This is a genomic window from Cupriavidus sp. KB_39, assembly GCF_052114485.1.
GTDB lineage: Bacteria > Pseudomonadota > Gammaproteobacteria > Burkholderiales > Burkholderiaceae > Cupriavidus.
Map to the genome: position 1 here is coordinate 40192 of NZ_JBFREV010000016.1, position 19334 is coordinate 59525.

Annotated in this window: 17 protein-coding genes; 13 read left to right on the top strand and 4 right to left on the bottom strand. The window is 65.5% G+C overall.

Annotated elements, in window-relative coordinates; genetic code table 11:
• Positions 1–38: 38 nt before the first annotated feature.
• Together rlmB and AB4Z27_RS14140 are read left to right on the top strand one after the other, a co-directional pair.
• Positions 39–782: a 23S rRNA (guanosine(2251)-2'-O)-methyltransferase RlmB gene (rlmB, locus tag AB4Z27_RS14135; RefSeq protein WP_092289663.1), complete on the top strand. Its 744-nt coding sequence runs from the start codon at positions 39–41 to the stop codon at positions 780–782.
• Positions 783–798: 16 nt separating this feature from the next.
• On the top strand, positions 799–1527 hold the full coding sequence (locus tag AB4Z27_RS14140; protein WP_441644646.1) for an SIR2 family NAD-dependent protein deacylase: 729 nt from the start codon (positions 799–801) through the stop codon (positions 1525–1527).
• A gap of 4 nt (positions 1528–1531) precedes the next feature.
• On the opposite strand, the gene tal is transcribed toward AB4Z27_RS14140, so the two are convergent.
• On the bottom strand, positions 1532–2488 hold the full coding sequence (gene tal, locus AB4Z27_RS14145; protein ID WP_092290827.1) for a transaldolase: 957 nt from the start codon (positions 2486–2488) through the stop codon (positions 1532–1534).
• A gap of 146 nt (positions 2489–2634) precedes the next feature.
• On the opposite strand from tal, the gene rpiA reads away from it, so the two are divergent.
• The gene (rpiA, locus tag AB4Z27_RS14150; protein WP_092289661.1) at positions 2635–3321 is read left to right on the top strand and encodes a ribose-5-phosphate isomerase RpiA; all 687 of its coding nucleotides are present in this window, start codon (positions 2635–2637) and stop codon (positions 3319–3321) included.
• A gap of 90 nt (positions 3322–3411) precedes the next feature.
• Here the strand turns inward: rpiA and AB4Z27_RS14155 are convergent, their stop codons facing one another.
• Positions 3412–3684, bottom strand: coding sequence for an oxidative damage protection protein (locus AB4Z27_RS14155; protein ID WP_092289659.1), 273 nt, complete (start codon positions 3682–3684; stop codon positions 3412–3414).
• Positions 3685–3811: 127 nt separating this feature from the next.
• Positions 3812–5281: an amino-acid N-acetyltransferase gene (gene argA, locus AB4Z27_RS14160; RefSeq protein WP_092289657.1), complete on the bottom strand. Its 1470-nt coding sequence runs from the start codon at positions 5279–5281 to the stop codon at positions 3812–3814.
• Positions 5282–5304: 23 nt separating this feature from the next.
• On the opposite strand from argA, the gene hrpA reads away from it, so the two are divergent.
• The 7 genes from hrpA (at position 5305) to AB4Z27_RS14195 (ending at position 14964) form a co-directional block, all read left to right on the top strand.
• On the top strand, positions 5305–9318 hold the full coding sequence (gene hrpA, locus AB4Z27_RS14165) for an ATP-dependent RNA helicase HrpA (RefSeq protein ID WP_092289655.1): 4014 nt from the start codon (positions 5305–5307) through the stop codon (positions 9316–9318).
• A 127-nt stretch (positions 9319–9445) separates the two neighbouring features.
• Positions 9446–10432, top strand: coding sequence for a YVTN family beta-propeller repeat protein (locus AB4Z27_RS14170; protein WP_092289653.1), 987 nt, complete (start codon positions 9446–9448; stop codon positions 10430–10432).
• A 13-nt stretch (positions 10433–10445) separates the two neighbouring features.
• On the top strand, positions 10446–11261 hold the full coding sequence (locus AB4Z27_RS14175; protein ID WP_441644647.1) for a polysaccharide deacetylase family protein: 816 nt from the start codon (positions 10446–10448) through the stop codon (positions 11259–11261).
• Entirely contained in the window at positions 11261–12253 is a 993-nt protein-coding gene (locus AB4Z27_RS14180; RefSeq protein WP_092289649.1) for a sterol desaturase family protein, read from the top strand. The genes AB4Z27_RS14175 and AB4Z27_RS14180 overlap by 1 nt, the downstream gene beginning before the upstream one ends.
• Positions 12254–12326: 73 nt before the next feature.
• Positions 12327–13202: an EI24 domain-containing protein gene (locus AB4Z27_RS14185; RefSeq protein ID WP_092289647.1), complete on the top strand. Its 876-nt coding sequence runs from the start codon at positions 12327–12329 to the stop codon at positions 13200–13202.
• A gap of 12 nt (positions 13203–13214) precedes the next feature.
• Positions 13215–14015: a competence/damage-inducible protein A gene (locus tag AB4Z27_RS14190; protein WP_092289645.1), complete on the top strand. Its 801-nt coding sequence runs from the start codon at positions 13215–13217 to the stop codon at positions 14013–14015.
• A gap of 121 nt (positions 14016–14136) precedes the next feature.
• The gene (locus AB4Z27_RS14195; protein ID WP_441644648.1) at positions 14137–14964 is read left to right on the top strand and encodes an EI24 domain-containing protein; all 828 of its coding nucleotides are present in this window, start codon (positions 14137–14139) and stop codon (positions 14962–14964) included.
• Between the two features lie 13 nt (positions 14965–14977).
• Here the strand turns inward: AB4Z27_RS14195 and AB4Z27_RS14200 are convergent, their stop codons facing one another.
• Positions 14978–15442 carry a rhodanese-like domain-containing protein gene (locus AB4Z27_RS14200; RefSeq protein WP_092289641.1) on the bottom strand — a complete coding sequence of 155 codons (465 nt, stop codon included), beginning with the start codon at positions 15440–15442 and terminating at the stop codon, positions 14978–14980.
• Positions 15443–15955: 513 nt separating this feature from the next.
• On the opposite strand from AB4Z27_RS14200, the gene AB4Z27_RS14205 reads away from it, so the two are divergent.
• The 3 genes from AB4Z27_RS14205 to glnL all read left to right on the top strand — a co-directional run bounded on the left by AB4Z27_RS14205 (position 15956) and on the right by glnL (position 19251).
• A complete protein-coding gene (locus tag AB4Z27_RS14205; RefSeq protein ID WP_092289640.1) occupies positions 15956–17371 on the top strand; it encodes a 3-hydroxylaminophenol mutase in 1416 nt (471 codons plus the stop codon).
• Positions 17372–17573: 202 nt separating this feature from the next.
• Positions 17574–18101: a DUF4124 domain-containing protein gene (locus AB4Z27_RS14210; RefSeq protein ID WP_092290825.1), complete on the top strand. Its 528-nt coding sequence runs from the start codon at positions 17574–17576 to the stop codon at positions 18099–18101.
• Between the two features lie 10 nt (positions 18102–18111).
• The gene (glnL, locus tag AB4Z27_RS14215) at positions 18112–19251 is read left to right on the top strand and encodes a nitrogen regulation protein NR(II) (protein ID WP_092290823.1); all 1140 of its coding nucleotides are present in this window, start codon (positions 18112–18114) and stop codon (positions 19249–19251) included.
• Positions 19252–19334 lie beyond the last annotated feature (83 nt).

Genomic DNA, 19334 nt, shown 5'->3' on the forward strand with positions numbered 1-19334 from the left:
CGCGGCGCCGGGGTGGCCATGGCGGGTACAATCCCGCCATGGCCAAACACAAACTCCTGATCGGCTTTCACGCCGTGAACGCACGCCTTCGCCAAGACGCGAAGAGCGTGTCCGACATCTATATCGAATCCAACCGGCGCGACCGCCGCATGCAGGACTTCATCCGCCTCGCGGAAAGCCTGAACGTGCGCCTGCATCCGGTGGATGCCGACCGCCTGCGCGGCATGGCCGGCACCGATCGCCACCAGGGCGTGGTGGCGCGTGCCGACGACATCTCGCTGGCGCTCAATCTGGACGAACTACTCGATAGCATCGAAGGCACGCCGCTGCTGCTGGTGCTCGATGGCGTGACCGATCCGCACAACCTCGGCGCCTGCCTGCGCGTGGCCGATGGCGCCGGCGCGCATGCCGTGATCGCCCCGAAGGATCGCAGCGTCGGGCTGAACACCACGGTGGCCAAGGTGGCCAGCGGCGCGGCCGAAACCGTGCCTTACATCACCGTGACCAACCTCGCGCGCACGCTGCGCGAGCTGCAGGAGCGCGGCATCTGGGTGGTCGGCACGGTCGACGGCGCCGAGAAGACGCTGTACGACTTGGACCTCAAGGGCCCGATGGCGATCGTCATGGGCGCCGAAGGCGAGGGCATGCGCCGGTTGACGCGCGAGACCTGCGACGAGCTGGTCGGCATTCCGATGGCGGGCGGCGTGGAAAGCCTGAACGTGTCGGTGGCGAGCGGCGTCTGCCTGTACGAGGCGGTGCGCCAGCGCCGACTGCCGCGCTGACATCGGCATATTGGCGATGATTCTGGACGCGGCATTGCTCGCCCAGGCGCGCGACCGAATCGCGGCGGCGCGCCAGATCTTCGTGCTGACTGGCGCGGGGGTCTCGGCGGAATCGGGCGTGCCGACGTTCCGTGACGCGCTGACGGGCCTCTGGGCCCGCTTCGACCCCGAAGATCTCGCTACAGAGGCCGCGTTCCGGCGCCAGCCGGCGCTGGTCTGGCAGTGGTACGAGCACCGCCGCGCGATGGTTTCGGCCACCCAGCCCAACCCCGCGCACTTCGCGCTGGCGCAGCTGGCGGACCAGAAACCGGTCACGCTGGTCACGCAGAATATCGACGGATTGCACCAGCAGGCCGGCAGCCAGCATGTGATCGAGTTGCACGGCAACCTGTTCGCCAACAAATGGCTGGATGGCTGCGGACACTGCGACCCGGTGCCGCCGGTACCGGGCGAGCCGCCGCATTGCGCGCTGTGCGGCGCGATGATGCGGCCCGGGGTGGTCTGGTTTGGGGAGGATCTGCCGCGCGTGGCGCGCTATCGCGCCGAGCACGCGGCGGAGACCTGCGATCTGTGCCTGGTGGTCGGCACGTCGGGGCTGGTGTATCCGGCGGCGGCGCTGCCGGGCATGGCCAGGGAGAACGGGGCGTTCGTGATCGTGGTCAATCCGCAGCCGTCGGCGCTGGACGCCACCGCGGACCTCGTGCTGGCGGCGCCAGCAGGGCAGTGCCTGCCGGCGCTGTGGTAAGGGCCTAGGCGGCCAGCTCTCCCACCAGCTTTTCCAGCTTCACCGCGTCGGCCGCGAACAGGCGGATGCCTTCGGCCAGCTTCTCGGTGGCCATCGCGTCCTCGTTCAGTTGCCAGCGGAACGCCGGCTCGTCGGCCACGACGCGCGCCACATTCGCTGCCTGCGCATGCTCTACCGACAGCTTGCGCTCGACCGTGCCGCGCCCAGCCGCCAACTGCTCGAGCAGCTCCGGGCTGATCGTCAGCAGGTCGCAGCCAGCCAGGGCCAGGATCTGGCCGGTGCCGCGGAAGCTCGCGCCCATCACCTCGGTCGCATGGCCGAAACTCTTGTAGTAGTCGTAGATCTGCCGCACCGAGCGCACGCCCGGGTCGTTGTCGCCGGCATTGGCGTCGGCGTCCCACTTGTCACCTGCCTGCTTCTTGTACCAGTCGAGGATACGGCCGACGAACGGGGAGATCAGCTGCGCGCCGGCCTCGGCACAGGCCACGGCCTGCACCAGTGAGAACAGCAGCGTCATATTGCAGCGGATGTTTTCGCGCTGGAGGATCTCGGCCGCCTTGATGCCTTCCCAGGTGGAGGCGATCTTGATCAGCACGCGCTCCCGCGCCACGCCGCGCTGCTCGTACAGCCCGATCAGGTGGCGCGCCTTGTCCACGGTGGCCTGGGTGTCGAACGAGAGCCGTGCATCGACCTCGGTGGACACGCGGCCCGGCACGATGGCCAGGATCTCGCAGCCAAAGGCGATCAGGAGCTGGTCCATCACGGCGTCCAGGCCCGCGTTGCCATGATGGTCGCGCACGGCCTGCTCGAGCAGGGGCCGATATTCGGCCTTCTGCACCGCCTTGAGAATCAGGGACGGATTGGTGGTCGCGTCCTGCGGCGTGTACTGCTTCATCAACTGGAAGTCGCCGGTATCGGCCACTACCGTGGTGAATTGTCTCAGTTGCTCTAGCTCGGTCATGATCTGTTCCATCCGGTTCCGTCAGTTGCCGCCCGCTTGGGAAGTCAGCATTCATTGTAACGGCGCTGGCACGGTTGGAAACAACGCCGTCACACGCCGATCCGCTACACTACGCGTTTCCCCCCAAGCAATCAGGCTGTTTTCACATGACGCAGGATGAACTCAAGGCGCTGGTGGCGCAAGCCGCCGCCGACTACGTGAAGCAGGAAGTGCCCCAGGGCGCCGTACTCGGCGTCGGCACCGGCTCCACCGCCAACCTCTTCATCGACGCCATCGCGGCGTTCAAGGAGCGCTTCTCGGGCGCGGTGTCCAGCTCGGAGGCTTCCACGCGACGCCTGCAGCAGCATGGCATCCAGGTGCTGGACCTGAACGAAGTGGACGAGATTCCCGTCTACGTGGACGGCGCCGACGAGATCGACGCCTCGGGCGCGATGATCAAGGGCGGCGGCGGCGCGCTGACGCGCGAGAAGATCGTGGCCGCCGTGGCCGGCCGCTTCGTCTGCATCGCCGATGGCAGCAAGCTCGTGGACACGCTCGGCGCGTTCCCGCTGCCGGTGGAGGTGATCCCAATGGCACGTGCAGCCGTGGCGCGCAAGCTGGCCGCGCTCGGTGGCCAGCCGCGCCTGCGCATGACCAAGGAAGGCGGCATCTACAAGACCGACAACGGCAACGTGATCCTCGACGTCTCGGCGCTGCGCATCACCCAGCCGAAGGACATCGAACAGCAGATCAAYCAGATCCCGGGTGTGGTGACGGTGGGGCTGTTCGCGCTGCGTGGCGCGGACGTGCTGCTGCTGGGCACGGAGCAGGGTGTGCAGCGCACCGATTATTGACCGGAAGCGTGGCCCGGGCGGCCTAACCGGCCGCCCATGAAAAAGGGGTGCTTGATAAAGCACCCCTTTTCGTTTTTCCAGACTGGCGAATCAGTTCGCCGGCGGCACGTAGCCGGCGGCGGCATCGGCGCCTTCGCCGAAGAAGTACTTCTCGGTTTGCTTGAGCAGGTACTGGCGCGCGCGGGTGTCGGCCATGTTCAGACGATTCTCATTGATCAGCATGGTCTGATGCTTGAGCCAGCCGGCCCAGGCTTCCTTCGACACGCTTTGCCAGATCTTCTTGCCGAGTTCGCCCGGCAGCGGCGGGAAGTCGAGGCCTTCGGCTTCCTTGTTCAGCTTGATGCAATGGACCGTGCGGGCCATGTGAAACTCCTTGTTCGTGGCGCTTTTGTGGTGCGAGGGGACGCCGATTCGTGATGCCGGTTCTGGGCGGCTGCGTGGCCGCTATTGTAGCCAAGCCCGGCCAAGGCTGGGCTTGGCCCTGCCGGCGTTACAGTTTCTTCATGAGCACCATCGATTTGCGCTGCCAGTTATAGAGCTTGCGCTTGTCTTCCGGCAGGTCGTCCACGGTGGCGTGGACGAAGCCGCGCTTCAGGAACCAGTGCTCGGTGCGCGTGGTGAGCACGAACAGCCGGTCCAGCCCCAGCGCGCGGGCGCGGCGCTCGATGCGCTTGAGCAGCCGCTCGCCGTCGCCAGTGCCCTGGGCCTCGGACGAGACCGTCAGGCAGGCCATCTCGCCCATGTTCTCGCGGGGGAATTCGTAGAGCGCGGCGCAGCCGAACAGCACGCCATCGTGCTCGATCACCGAGAAATTGCCGATATCCCGCTCGATCAGGTGACGTCCACGTGGCACGAGCGTGCCATCGGCCTCGAGCGGTGCAATCAGTTGCAGGATGCCGCCCACGTCATCGAGCGTGGCTTCCCGCAGGCTTTCCAGGTCGGTGTCGGACACCATGGTGCCTACGCCATCGTGCAGGAAGAGCTCSAGCAGCACCGAGCCGTCGAGCGAATAGGGGATCAAGTGCGCGCGGGGCACGCCGCCCTTGAGCGCCTTGACCAGATGTTCCAGGTAATAGGCCACGTCCGGCGGCAGGTGGTTGTTCTGCAACCGCTCCACGGCCGTGCGCAGCGACATTTCCTTCATCAGCTTGCCCACCGGGTCCGGCACGCCGGGCACTTCGGTGATGTAGATCAGCTTGTCGGCCTTCAGCGCGCTGGCGGTGGCGCTGGCCACGTCTTCCATCGACAGGTTGAACGCCTGCCCGGTGGGCGAAAAGCCCAGCGGCGACAGCAGCACCACCTTGCCGTGCGAGAGCGACATGTGCATCGAGTCGTTGTCGATCTTGCGCACCAGCCCGGTGTGCTGGTAATCGACCCCGTTGACGATGCCCACCGGCCGCGCGGTGATGAAGTTGCCGGAGACCACCGACAGCTGCGCGCCAGCCATCGGCGTGTTCGGCAAGCCCTGGCTGAAGGCGGCCTCGATGTCCAGGCGCAGCTCGCCGGCCGCCTCCTTGGCGCATTCGAGCGCGGCGTTGTCGGTAATGCGCACGCCGTCCGCGTACTGGGATTCCACATGGCGCAATGCCAACTGCTCCTCCACCTGCGGGCGGGAGCCGAAGACCAGCACGATCTGCATGCCCATGGCGTGCAGCAGGGCCACGTCGTTGACGAGCGCGTTGAGCACGCCGGCCTTGACCAGCTCGCCGCTGAAGGCGATCACGAAGGTCTTGCCGCGGAAGGCGTGGATATAAGGCGCGACGGCGCGCAGCCAATCCACGAACTGCTGGTGGTCCGGCCCGCTGGCCTCGGCCAACTCGGCGGCGGCCGTGGCGGACGGGATCGGCGTGGCGGGTTCGGCGACGGGGAGGGGGGCTGCGCTCAGGGCAGCGGGGGCGTCTTCGTCGGGGGCGACAGGGGCCGGAGCAGGCGCCTGCGCATTGGAGGTTCTGGCGTTCATGCCGCGGATTATAATCCCGGCCAATGTCAGCACAACGCCCCGTCAAACCTGTTTCCCGGCCGCCACGCCCGCCCCGTCCATCACGTGAGGCGCGCCCGGCGGGCCAGCCTCCCGAGCAGCGGCCCCAGGAGTCTTCCGAACAGCGGCGCGAGCCGCGGCCGGAGCGCGCGCCGCGCCCGCCGCGCGACGCCCAGACCCCTCGAGAGCCGCGCGAGCCGCGCCAGCCGCGCCCCGTGCGCCCGGTCCGCATGGCTAATCCGCTGCCCGAGATCACCTTTCCCGAAGCGCTGCCGGTTTCCGCGCGCCGGGACGAGATCGCCGCCGCGCTGCAGGCCAACCAGGTGGTGATCGTGTCCGGCGAGACCGGCTCCGGCAAGACCACCCAACTGCCCAAGATCGCGCTGTCGATCGGCCGTGGCCCGGCGCGGGAAGGCAAGGAAGGCGGCGGCCTGATCGGCCACACCCAGCCCAGGCGGATCGCCGCCACGTCCACGGCCAAGCGCATCGCCCAGGAACTGGGCACGCCGCTGGGCCAGAACGTCGGCTATCAGGTGCGGTTCAACGACACGATGTCCGCCGGCGCCTCTGTCAAGCTGATGACGGACGGCATCCTGCTGGCCGAGACGCAGAACGACCCGTTGCTGCGTGCCTACGACACGATCATCATCGATGAGGCGCACGAGCGTAGCCTCAACATCGACTTCCTGATCGGCTACCTGCGCCAGATCCTGCCCAAGCGGCCGGACCTGAAGGTCATCATCACGTCCGCGACGATCGACGCCCAGCGGTTCGCCGAGCACTTCGCCCGTAACGGCAAGCCGGCGCCGGTGATCGAGGTCAGCGGGCGGCTGTATCCCGTGGAAGTGCGATATCGGCCGATCCAGTCCGATGCGCCGCCCGACGCCGCGCCGAAATCCGCCCAGGCCCGCGAGCGCGACCTGTACGACGGCATTGTCGAGGCCGTGGACGAACTGTGCCGGCTCGGCCCCGGCGACGTTCTCGTCTTTCTGCCAGGCGAGCGCGAGATCCGCGAGGCCGCCGAGGCGCTGCGCAAGCACCATCCTCCGCATACCGAGATCCTGCCGCTGTTCGCGCGGCTCTCGGTGCAGGAGCAGGAGCGCGTGTTCAAGCCATCGAACGCGCGGCGGATCGTGCTGGCGACCAACGTGGCCGAGACCTCGCTGACCGTGCCGGGCATCCGCTATGTGGTGGATACGGGGCTTGCGCGCGTCAAGCGCTACTCGTACCGCAACAAGGTGGAGCAGTTGCAGATCGAGGCGATTTCGCAGGCCGCCGCCAACCAGCGCGCGGGCCGGTGCGGCCGGGTAGCCGATGGCGTTTGCATCCGTCTATACGAGGAATCCGATTTCATCGCCCGTACGCGCTTCACCGACCCGGAAATCCTGCGTTCGTCGCTGGCGGCGGTGATTCTGCGCATGAAGGCGCTGCGGCTGACCGACATCGAGTCGTTCCCGTTCATCGAGCCGCCGCTGGGCCGGGCGGTTGCCGATGGCTACCAGCTCCTGCAGGAACTGGGCGCCGTGGACGAGGCCAACCAGCTTACTGGCACTGGCCGTCAACTGGCCAAGCTGCCGCTGGACCCGCGCGTGGCGCGCATGATCCTGGCCGCGCGCGAGCAGCAGTGCCTGCGCGAGGTGCTGATCATCGCCAGCGCGCTGTCCGTGCAGGATCCGCGCGACCGTCCGCAGGAGGCGCAGGAAGCCGCCGACCAGGCCCATCGCAAGTTCATGGACGAAAAGTCCGAGTTCCTGGGGTGGGTCAAGCTGTGGAAGTGGTTCGAGGAGGCAGTGGCCCACAAGAAGACCAACCGGCARCTGCAGGACCAGTGCCGCGCCAACTTCCTCTCGCACGTGCGGCTGCGCGAGTGGCGAGATGTTCACTCGCAACTTCTGACGACGGTGACCGAGCAGGGCTGGCGCCTGAATGAGACGGAACCGACGTTCGAGCAAGTCCACAAGGCGCTGCTGACCGGGCTGCTCGGGAACGTCGGCCTGAAGCTGGACGAGGCCGACGGGCGCGGGCGCGAGTACCTGGGCGCGCGCGGCATCAAGTTCCACCTGTGGCCGGGCTCGCTGATCGCGCGCAAGGTGGGCCGCTGGATCATCGCCGCTGAACTGGTCGAGACGAGCCGGCTGTTCGCACGCACGCTGGCGCGGATCGAGCCGGAATGGATCGAGCAGGTGGGCAGCCATCTGCTGAAGGTGAGCTGGAGCGACCCGCACTGGGAAAAGAAGGCCGGCCAGGTGCTGGCGATGGAGCGCGGCACGCTGTACGGCCTGCCCATCTACCAGCATCGGCGCGTGCACTACGGGCCGATGAACCCGGCCGAGGCGCGCGAGCTGTTCATCCGCCGCGCGCTGGTGGAGGGCGAATTCGACACGAAATTGCCGTTTTACGCCCACAACCAGCGGCTGCGGCGCGAAATTGAGAATCTGGAGCACAAGTCGCGCCGGCAGGACGTGCTGGTGGACGACGAGCTGATCTACGCCTTCTATGACCGGGCGATCCCGGCGGACACCCATAACCAGACCAGCTTCGAGACGTGGTACCAGGCGGAGAGCGCGAAGGATCGCAAGCTGCTGTACCTGAACCGCGACGAACTGATGCGGCACGAAGCGGCCGGCATCACGACCGACCTGTTCCCGAAGCTGCTGCCGATTGCCGGCGTGGACATGGGGTTGTCGTACCACTTCGAGCCCGGCAGCCACCGCGACGGCGTGACGCTGACCGTGCCGCTGTACGCGCTGAACCAGGTGCGGCCCGAGCGCACCGAATGGCTGGTGCCCGGCATGATCAAGGAGAAGGTGCACCTGCTGCTGAAGTCCTTGCCGCAGAAGCTGCGCCGCCACTGCGTGCCGCTGCCCGAGTACGCGGGCGGGTTTGTCGACCGCCAGCCGTTCGGCGAGGGCGAGTTGATCGACGTRCTGATTGCCGACATCCGCGAGCAGACCGGCACGATGGTGCGCCGCGCAGAYTTCAAGCAGGAGACCCTGCCGGCCCACCATGCGATGAACTTCAAGGTCATCGACGAACATGGCCGACAGCTCGAAATGGGGCGGAATCTGGCGCAATTGCGAGCCGAGTTCGGCGGACAGGCGCAGCAGTCGTTCCAGAACATTGCCGCCCGCGACGTGCCCGCGGCCGAGGCCGGCCAGTACGAAAACCTGACGTCCTGGTCGTTCGGCGAACTGCCCGAACTGCTGGAAATCCGCAAGGGCAACCAGACCCTGTTCGGCTATCCGGCCCTTGTGGATCATGGCGACCATTGCGAGGTGGAGGTCTTTGACGACCCGCAGGAGGCGGCACGCATCCACCATACGGGGCTGCGCCGACTGTTCGCGATCCAGCTCCGCGAGCCGGTGAAGTTCATCGAGAAGAACATCCCGAATCTTCAGCAAATGGCGATGCAGTACATGACCCTGGGCACGCAGGAGGAACTGCGCAACCAGATCGTGATGGTCACGCTGGAGCGCGCCTGCATGCAGCCGCCGCTGCCGCGCAACGAGGCCGAGTTCAACGCCCGCAAGGACGAGGGGCGCGCGCGGCTGTCGCTGCTGGCGCAGGAGATGGCGCGGCTGGTGGGCGCGATCCTGGCCGAGTACGCGGGACTTCCGCGCAAGCTGCTCCAGGCCAAGCCGTTCGGCTCCGCCCACCAGGACATGGAGGCGCAACTGGCGCGGCTGATGACAAAGTCGTTCGTGATCGATACGCCATACACGCAGCTCGTGCACTTCCCGCGCTATCTCAAGGGGATGGCGATGCGCGTGGACAAGCTCAAGGGCGACCCCGGCCGCGACAGCCAGCGCACCCAGGAGATGACACCGCTGGTGCAACAGTGGCAGCGCGCCGAGAAACAGCTCCGCACGCAGGGCAGGGGGGCCGAAGATGCCCGATTGGACGAATTCCGATGGATGCTTGAGGAGCTGCGCATCGCGCTGTTCGCGCAGGAGCTGCGCACGCCGGTGCCGATGTCGGTCAAGCGGTTGCAGAAGGTGTGGGAGTCCATGCAGCGCTGACGCGGAGTTCGTGTGGAAAACCACGATTTGTGTCGGAATGCCCGGCGWAAGATAAATTCGCGCAAACGGTCAGCGTAACCCCCGGCTCAAACGTTAGAATGCCCGATTCCTCATGGTTGACGGTCTTATGCTCTCGTTGCGTCGTGTTGTGTCTAGCGTGGTGTCGGTCGGCGCGCTGGCATTGGCAGTGGTGTCCGCCCCCGCGCAAGCGGAGGTTGTGACGATCCTTAATTCGGGTGATGCAACCGTCACCCTGATCGACAAGGACACGCAGAAGGTGCTGGAAACCTTCCCCGTCGGCAAGGAACCGCACCACCTGATTGCCACGCCTGACGACAAGTCGCTGATCGTGGCCAACGCGGTCGGCAACGACCTGGTGTTCCTGGATCCGGTGACCGGCAAGGTGCAGCAGCGCGTACCGAACATCGACGATCCGTACCAGATCGGCTTCTCGCCGGACCAGAAATGGTTCGTGACGACGGGCAACCGGCTCGACCGCGTGGACGTCTACCGCTGGGACGGCCACCAGCTCAAGATCGCCAAGCAATTCCCGCTGCCCAAGACGCCCAGCCATATCGCGTTCACGGCGGACAGCAAGATCGCCTTCATCACCCTGCAGGACAGCGATCAGATCGCCGCGATCGACCTCAATTCGCTGACCGTGCTCTGGACCATGGACGCCGGCTCGGCGCCGGCCGGGATCTGGGTGACGCCGGACCAGAAATACCTGCTGGTGGGCATGACCGGCGCCGACTATGTGGCCGTGATCGACTGGCGCACGCGCACCGTGGTCAAGCAGATCCAGACCGGCAAGGGCGCGCACAATTTCCGCGCGGTGGGCGACAAGCGTCATCTGTTCCTGACCAACCGCGTCTCGGGGTCCATCAGCATCATTGACCAGCAGACGCTGTCCAAAGTTGGCGATATCACCGGCCTGCTGCCGGGGCCTGACGACATGGAGTTGACCGCCGATGGCAAGACACTCTGGGTGACGTTCCGCTGGGCGCGTTCGGTGGGGCTGATCGACGTGGCGAGCCGCAAGCTGGTCAAGACCATCCGCGTGGGCAAGTCGCCACACGGTATCTACTTCCGCACGCGGGCGCCGCTCTACTGAGGCAGGGTTCGACATGGCTCGGCTGCTGATTCGTATTCTTGCCATGCTGGCCGCGATGCTGGCGCTGGCCGGTGCTGCCTCGGCGGCGGACGCCGCCGCCAGTTGCCGTGCCGGTACGCTGTACCTGACCTTCGACACCGGCAGCATGAGCCAGGCGGAACTGATCGCCCGCACGCTGCGCCGGCATCATATCCGCGCCACGTTCTTCCTGGCCAGCGAGCCGACCGTCAATCATGACAACTCGCTGGACCCGACCTGGGCCCCTTACTGGAAAGCGTTGGCCGCCGATGGGCACGTGTTCGGTTCCCATACGTTCGATCACGTCTACCTGCGCGGGGTGCACGGGGACAAGGTGACGATGCGTCCGCAGTTTGGCGCGCAGGGCGGCAAGGACGTCGCGATGACTGCCGACGCCTTCTGCACGGAACTGCGCCGCAGCGCCCAGGCATTCCGGTCGATGACTGGCCAGCCGATGGCGCCGATCTGGCGCGCGCCGGGCGGCCGCACCGCCCCGCAGACGCTGGCCTGGGCCGAGCAATGCGGCTTCAAGCACGTGGGCTGGGCGCCGGCCGGCTTCCTCGGCGACGAACTGTCTTCCGAGAAATTTCCGAACCRGGCTTTGCTGGACCGCGCGCTGCGCGACCTCCGGGATGGCGATATTACGATGGCGCACCTCGGCATCTGGTCGCGCAAGGACCCCTGGGCACCGGGCGTGCTCGAACCGCTGCTGACCGGCCTCGAACAGAAGGGCTTCTGCTTCGCCACGCTGCGCGAGCATCCCCGCTACAAGGATTGGTTCCAGCAGCACGGGGCGGAGGGCCGGCGGTAATGTGGGACGCGTTCACGAACTGGATCAGCCTCTGGGTAGGCCAGGTGGAAGCCACGGTATTCCAGGGCGTGGTGCTGCCGGTGGTCTACCACCTCGGCTTCGGCGGCTATGCCGAGGACGCCTTCACAGGCACCGAATGGTTGCTAGTGGGTGTGGTGCAGATCGCAGTGATGGTGCTGATCCTCGGCCCGTTGGAGAAATTGCGACCCGTGGAGCCGGTGACGGACCGCGCCGCCGTGCGCACGGACATGCTCTATACGATGATCCATCGCCTGGGCCTGTTCCGGCTCGCGATGTTCTTCGTGCTGGCGCCGCTGATGGATGGCCTCGAAGGCCATCTGCGCCTGCTGGGCTGGCAGCGGATCAACGTGGAGGACTGGTGGCCCGGCGTGACGTCGATCCCGCTGGTCAGCTTCTTCGTCTACCTGCTGCTGTTCGATCTGCTCGACTATTGGTATCACCGGTTTTCGCATACCTATCGCTGGTGGTGGAGCCTGCACGCCACGCACCACAGCCAGCGCCAGATGACGCTCTGGAGCGACAATCGCAACCATCTTCTGGACGATATGCTACGTGACGCAGTTTTTGCGACCGTGGCGCTGGCGGTTGGCGTGGAGCCGTCGCAGTACGTCCTGCTGGTCGCGCTTTCGCAACTGCTGCAAAGCCTCCAGCACGCCAACCTGCGACTGCATTTCGGCTGGCTCGGGGAGCGGCTGCTGGTTTCGCCGCGCTTCCATCGCACGCACCACGCGGTGGGGCTCGGCCACGAGCAGCAGGCGGCGGGCAAGCCGGTGCGGCTTGGCGGCTGCAACTACGGCGTGATCTTTCCGTGGTGGGACATGTTGTTCCGCACCGCCCGGTTCGTCGAGGCCTACCATCCGACGGGCATCCGGGACCAGCTTCCGCCGCCCACCGGCCACGGCCGCGACTACGGCGCGGGATTCCTGTCCCAGCAGTGGCTGGGCCTGAAGCGGCTGCTACGGCTCCGCTGACCGGGAATGTCGTCGGCGTGGGATCTTTTCGGCCTGTGCTAGGCTCTGAAGGTTTTCCCGACCGCTTTCCTGCATGAACGATATCTTTCGCTCGTTTGGCCGTGCCCTGATCAGCCAGTTGCATCCGCGCATGCTGATGCTGACGCTGGTGCCATTCGTCCTCGCCACCGTGCTATGGGGCGGCCTGATCTGGTGGGGCTGGGACCCGATCATGGGCGGCGCTCGCGCCATCCTCGAGGGCTCCGTTTTCACGAGCTGGATCTACTCCGCGCTGGACTGGCTCGGTCTGCAGTCGCTGCGCACCGTGGTGGCGCCGCTGTTCGTGCTGACGCTGGCTGTGCCGCTGGTGATCGCGTCGATGCTGATCTTCATCAGCCTGTTCTCGGTGCCGGCCGTGGTGAAGCACCTGGACCGCAGCTATCCGGGGCTGGTCAAGGCGCGCGGCGGCAGCGTCGCCGGCAGCGTGTTCCAGGCGCTCAGCAACACCGTGGTGTTCCTGTTGCTGGTGCTCGTGACGATGCCGCTATGGTTGATTCCGCCGTTCTTCGCGCTGATTCCGCCCGTGCTGTGGGGCTGGCTCACCTACCGCGTGATGACCTACGACGCCCTGGCCGAACACGCCACGGCCGAGGAGCGCAAGACGCTGATGAAGCGCCATCGCACCTCGCTGCTGATGATCGGCGTGGCCGTGGGCCTGCTTGGCTCCGCGCCGACCTTGCTGTGGGTCTGGTCGGCTGTCATCATCTTCCTGTTTCCGGTGGTGCTGGCCGGCACGCTGTGGCTGTACGTGCTGATCTTTATCTTCTCGGCGCTCTGGTTCGGCCATTTCTGCCTCCGGGCATTGGCTGAATTGCGCGCCGAGCGCGACGCCGCGGCACCCCCGCCGCCGCCCGCCACCGACGTGATCGACCTGGCGCCGGGCGACGTGCGCCGCATTGAACAATCTTGAGCGAGGAACACCATGGGTTTCGGTTTGATTGTCATCGGCGATGAGATCCTGTCCGGGCGGCGCGAGGACAAGCACATGCGCCGGACCATCGAACTGCTGGGCGCACGCGGCCTGGCGCTGGACTGGGCCGAGTACGTGGGCGACGAGCGCGAGCGCATCACCGCCACGCTGCGCCGCACGCTGGCCGGGCCGGACGTGGTCTTTTGCACGGGCGGCATCGGCGCCACGCCGGACGACCACACGCGTCAGTGCGCGGCCGCCGCGCTGGGCGTGGAGCTGGCGCTGCACCCCGAGGCGCGCGAGCAGATTGCGCTACGCATCGCCGAGACCGCCAATGGCGACCCGGTCAAGGCTGACCTGAACCTGCCTGATAACCAGCATCGCTTCAAGATGGGCGAGTTTCCAGTCGGAGCGCGCATCATCCCCAACAGTTACAACCGCATTCCGGGCTTCTCGGTGGCCGACCACCATTTCATGCCGGGCTTTCCGGTCATGGCATGGCCGATGATGGAATGGGTGCTCGACCACTATTACACCCACCTGTTCCACCTGGAGGTAGCGCAGTCGCGCGCCTTCTATGTGTTCGAGGCGCCCGAGTCGACCCTGACACCGCTGATGGAGCAGGTGGAGGCCGCATTCGCCGGCATCCGCGTATTCAGCCTGCCATCCGTGGGCGACGTGAGCCGGGGCGACCGCTTCGCGCGGCGCCATATCGATCTTGGGGTGAAGGGACCGGCGGAACAGGTCCTGCCAGCCTATGCGATGCTGCTCGAAGGCGTCCGCGCCATGGGGTACGAGATCGTCGAGCAGTAGGTGAGGGTGGGGGGCTGTGCCAATCCTGTGCCAACCTTGACACAGGTCGAAAAAGCGCGCGCCGACGCGTGATAGCTTGATGGGCTTTGTTCAGCCTGCGCTGCCTCGTCAGCGCTCACACATGAAACCAGTTCTCCGGGCGTTCGGCCGCGCGTTGCTGTGCGTTCTGCATCCGCGCATGCTGATACATGCCATCTTGCCGCTCATCCTGATCCCGATGTTCTGGGCCGGCATCCTTTGGTGGGCATGGGATCCTGTCACCCAGGCATTCAATAGRTTTCTCGACGCTACCCAGATGTTTGCCTGGCTGAGTGGGACTTCCCCTTGGAGTTGGCTGGCCGGGTTGGGGCCGTACGTGGCGCCGGTGCTTGTCGTGATGGCGCTGTGCCCGTTGATTGTTGTGTCGATGCTGATCTATATCAGCGTATTCTTCGAGTCGACAGTGGCTGGACACGTGGCGCGCGGCTATCCGGGACTTCGCCGTGCCCAGGGCGGTTCGCTAATGGGCGGCCTGCGGGAGTTGATCGTGAGCACTGGGGTGTTCCTGGTGCTCACCATGCTGACGCTGCCGTTGGCGTACCTGCCGGTGATTGGTTTTGTCACACCGTCACTGCTGTCCGGCTGGCTGATGTACCGTGTGATGACCTACGACGCGCTGGAAGATCACGCCACGGTGGAAGAGCGCAAAACGCTGATGAAGCGCCATCGCACATCGTTGATGGGAATCGGCGTGCTCAGCGGCTTTCTCGGCTGGCTGGCCAACCTCGTCTGGGTCTGGGCAATCGTAATGGTTRTACTGCTACCCCTGGCGCTGTTGTGCGTCATGTGGGTCTATATGATGATTTTGATCTTTGCGGTGCCCTGGTACGGCCACTTTTGCCTACAGGCGCTGGCCGACCTGCGCGCGGAGCGGGCAACCCCGCTCCCACACGCCATGGACGGGCGTTAGCTGATGGCTCCCCTTACGCCCCGTGCCACGGCAGGTTGCGCTTGCACCAGCCTTCCACGGTCTTGCGGTGGTATTCCTCGTCGCGGGGGCCTTCGAAGCCTTCCAGCACATCCATGGCACAGGTGTAGCCGGCCTCAGTGGCCAGACGGGCCGCGTGCTTCGAGCGCGCAGCGCTACGGCACAGGAACAGCACCGGCGCATCGGTCGGCACGCGGGCCTTGAGTTCCTCGACGAAATTCGGGTTCTGCTTGCCGCCGGGATAGCTGTTCCATTCCACATGGGCGAATTGCTCGTCCGGCAGGTTCACGCCACCTACCCAATCCAGTTCTGCCTGCGTGCGCACGTCCACGAGCACGGCCTTCGGGTCGGCCTGCAGCAGGTCATAGGCTTGCTGTGGGTCCAGCGCGCCGAAGTACGCAAGCTGGTTCTGTTGCTGGCGCGCGTGCGCCGCCTGGAGGAGGTCGTCTCGGGTGGTCATCTTCTGTGACGGAGTCAATAAGAGAAGCGGGAGTAAAGCGGGGTTCGCTGTGCCGGGGCAACAGCGTGACCCGGGATCGGGCACGGCGCTGGGATGTCGCCGCGTTCGGCGCTATTCTAGCGTGCAGCCACGGCCATCCCCCGAAAATCCGCCTGCGCGGCGCATGCCCATCTTCGGTGCGTATTCTGGTGCATAGGCACTAAAATAGTGCTTTTCCTTGAATCGCGCACCGARATGGTGTTTGATGAAGTCGCCGCGGAGCGGTGCGCAAGTGGATCGTTCGCCGCGTCGGCATGTTCAGCTTGGGTTGTATGCAATCCGCGGCCCCCGCCACGGTGCGGCGTGACCGATCACTGCACATTTTTCGGGATGGCGAGGGCAAATGAGGGCGTCGGTTGGCATGCTTTCTGCTAACATTCCTCGTCCCTTTTGGGGCGGTTCCCGCGAGGGTTTTCCGGGGCCGGACCCAACAATGGCTTTCCCAGACTCAGCCCGAATTTCCAGGAGATAGGCATGGCCCACAGCGTTGCAGATGTGATGAAGCTCGTGAAGGAAAACGACGTCAAATTCGTCGATTTCCGTTTCACGGATACCAAAGGCAAGGAGCAACACGTGTCTGTGCCCGTGTCGCACTTCGACGACGACAAGTTCGAGAGCGGCCACGCCTTCGACGGTTCCTCGATCGCCGGCTGGAAGGGTATCGAAGCTTCGGACATGCTGCTGATGCCGGATTCGAACACGGCCCACATCGACCCATTCTACGAAGAGCCGACGCTGGTGCTGACCTGCGACGTGATCGAGCCGTCGGACGGCAAAGGTTACGACCGCGACCCGCGTTCCATCGCCAAGCGTGCCGAAGCCTACCTGAAGAGCACCGGCCTGGGCGACACCGCCTTCTTCGGTCCGGAACCCGAATTCTTCATTTTCGACGGCGTGACCTGGAACGTCGACATGCAGGGTTGCTCGGTGAAGATTCACTCCGAGGAAGCCCCGTGGTCGTCGGGCAAGGAATTCGAGCACGGCAACAGCGGTCAYCGTCCGGGCAAGAAGGGCGGCTACTTCCCGGTTGCCCCGATCGACACGTTCCAGGACATCCGTTCGGAAATGTGCCTGATCCTCGAATCGCTCGGCATTCCCGTTGAAGTCCACCACCACGAAGTGGCTGGCCAGGGCCAGAACGAAATCGGCACGCGTTTCAGCACGCTGGTGCAACGCGCCGACTGGACCCAGCTCCAGAAGTACGTGATCCAGAACGTGGCGCACACCTACGGCAAGACGGCRACGTTCATGCCGAAGCCGGTGGTTGGCGACAACGGCTCGGGCATGCACGTGCACCAGTCCGTGTGGAAGGACGGTCAGAACCTGTTCGCAGGCAACGGCTACGCCGGCCTGTCGGAATTCGCGCTGTACTACATTGGCGGCATCATCAAGCACGCCCGTGCCCTGAACGCGCTGACCAACCCGGGCACGAACTCGTACAAGCGTCTGGTGCCGGGCTTCGAAGCCCCGGTGAAGCTGGCCTACTCGGCCCGCAACCGTTCGGCCTCGATCCGCATTCCGTACGTGGCGAACCCGAAGGGCCGCCGCATCGAAACGCGCTTCCCGGATCCGCTGATGAACCCGTACCTGGGCTTCTCGGCGCTGCTGATGGCCGGCCTGGACGGCGTGATGAACAAGATCCACCCGGGCGAAGCTGCCGACAAGAACCTGTACGACCTGCCGCCGGAAGAGGATGCAAAGATCCCGACCGTCTGCTCGAGCCTCGACCAGGCCCTGGAATATCTCGACAACGACCGTGAGTTCCTGACCCGCGGCGGTGTGTTCTCCAACTCCATGCTCGATGCCTACATCGAACTGAAGATGGAAGAAGTCACGCGTTTCCGCATGACGACGCACCCGATCGAGTTCGAGATGTACTACTCGCTGTAATCGCGTCCGGTTGCCAGGTTGTCACCGGGCAACAGTTGCACCAGGAAGGGGCGGCTTCGGCTGTCCCTTTTTGTTTTGCGAGCGGGTTGATCGCTAGAATGGGGCTCCTTCCCTAACCTTCATGCCGATGTTCATGAACGCGATGTCAAATAAGGTCACGCGCAGCCGCCAAGGCGGACTGTCGCACCAGGGTTCATACCGGATGACGCACCAGATCCGGGTGGGTTTCCCCATTCTGGTGATGGCCATGGCGCTGGGGCTCGGCGCCTGGAGCCGGCCCGCGCCGGCGCAGTCGTCGGATGTCTATATGTGCAAGGGCCCCAACGGCGTGCCCGAGTACCGCAACGGCAATCCRGGCGGCAGCAAGGACTGCAAGAAGCTGAACCTGCCTGACGTGATCACGGTGCCGGGTTCGCGCACTGCCAGCTCGGGCGGTGGCAAGGCGGCGGCGCCTTCGGCGTCCCCGGCGGCTTTCCCGCGCGTGGACAGCGCCACCCAGAAGAACCGCGACAGCGAGCGCCGCGCGGTGCTGGAGCAGGAACTCCAGAGCGAAGAAGCCAAGCTGGCCGGGCTGCGCGCCGAGTACAACAATGGCGAGCCCGAGCGCCAGGGCAACGAGCGCAACTATCAGAAATATCTCGATCGCACGGCACGCCTGCGCGACGACGTCGCACGTAGCGAAGCTAACGCCGCCTCCTTGCGCCGTGAGCTATCGAACCTTAAGGAATAGTGAAATGGCCATGGGTCGCCTGATTCGCGGAGTGTCGCGCAAAGTCACCGGAGCAGACCGCAAGGCGGAAGCCGAGGTCCTGCCGTTGGGCGACGCGGCGTTCCACCCCGGCCTGGACGTGGTGGCCAACCCKGTGCTGCTGGTGCGCCAGCCCGGGCTGCAGGTGGTYTACGCGAATCCGGCCGCCGAGGCCAGCTTCGCGCTGTCCCGCCGGGCGATGGTGGAACTGACGCTGCCGGACTTGTTCGGCCAGATCGACGAGCTGGACAGCATGATCGAGACGGTGATCGCGCGGCAGATCGATGTGCGGCGCCAGGATCTCGTGCTGCGCCCGCCGCTGCAGGAGCCGATGCATGCCCATGTCGTAATCGGGGCGATCGAAGGCCATGCCAATACGGTCCTGGTTGAGATCCTTCTGAACGAGCAGAAGGTACGCAGCGACCGCGAGGAGCGCATCCTCGACCTGACGTCGGCCAACAAGGAACTGATCCGCAACCTGGCCCACGAGATCAAGAATCCGCTCGGGGGCATCCGTGGCGCGGCCCAGTTGCTTGAGTTCGAGCTGCCCGAACGGTCCTTGCGCGAGTACACCCAAGTCATCATCAAGGAGTCGGACCGCCTGCAGACGCTGGTGGACCGGCTGCTGGAGCCGCACCGGCACCCGCACATCGTCTCGGACCTCAATATCCACGAGGTGCTGGAGCGCGTGCGCTCGGTGGTGCTGGCCGAATTCCCGAACGGGCTGGAGATTGTGCGCGACTACGACGCGAGCCTGCCCGACCTGCGCGGCGACATGGAGCAACTGATCCAGGCCGTGCTGAACATCGTGCACAACGCTGCCCAGGCGTTGCACGAGCGCATCGCGCGCGGCGATGCGCAGATCGTATTGCGGACGCGGGTGGCACGGCAGGTGACGATTGCCAAGCGCTTGTTCAAGCTGGCATTGGACTTGCATGTCATCGATAACGGCCCGGGCATCCCCGAGGACATCCGCGAACGCATCTTCTATCCATTGGTATCGGGCAGGGACGGCGGCAGCGGACTCGGTCTCACACTCGCTCAAACCTTCGTGCAGCAGCACGAGGGCTTGATCGAATGCGAGAGCCGGCCGGGCTGTACCGACTTCCGTATCCTGCTGCCGCTGCACTGACCTCCCGCGCCTCTGACCGGCCCGGATGTGCGAGCGGCGCGGGACCTGCCTGAGAGGGAAGATGGCGGGACAACGGGAGACCA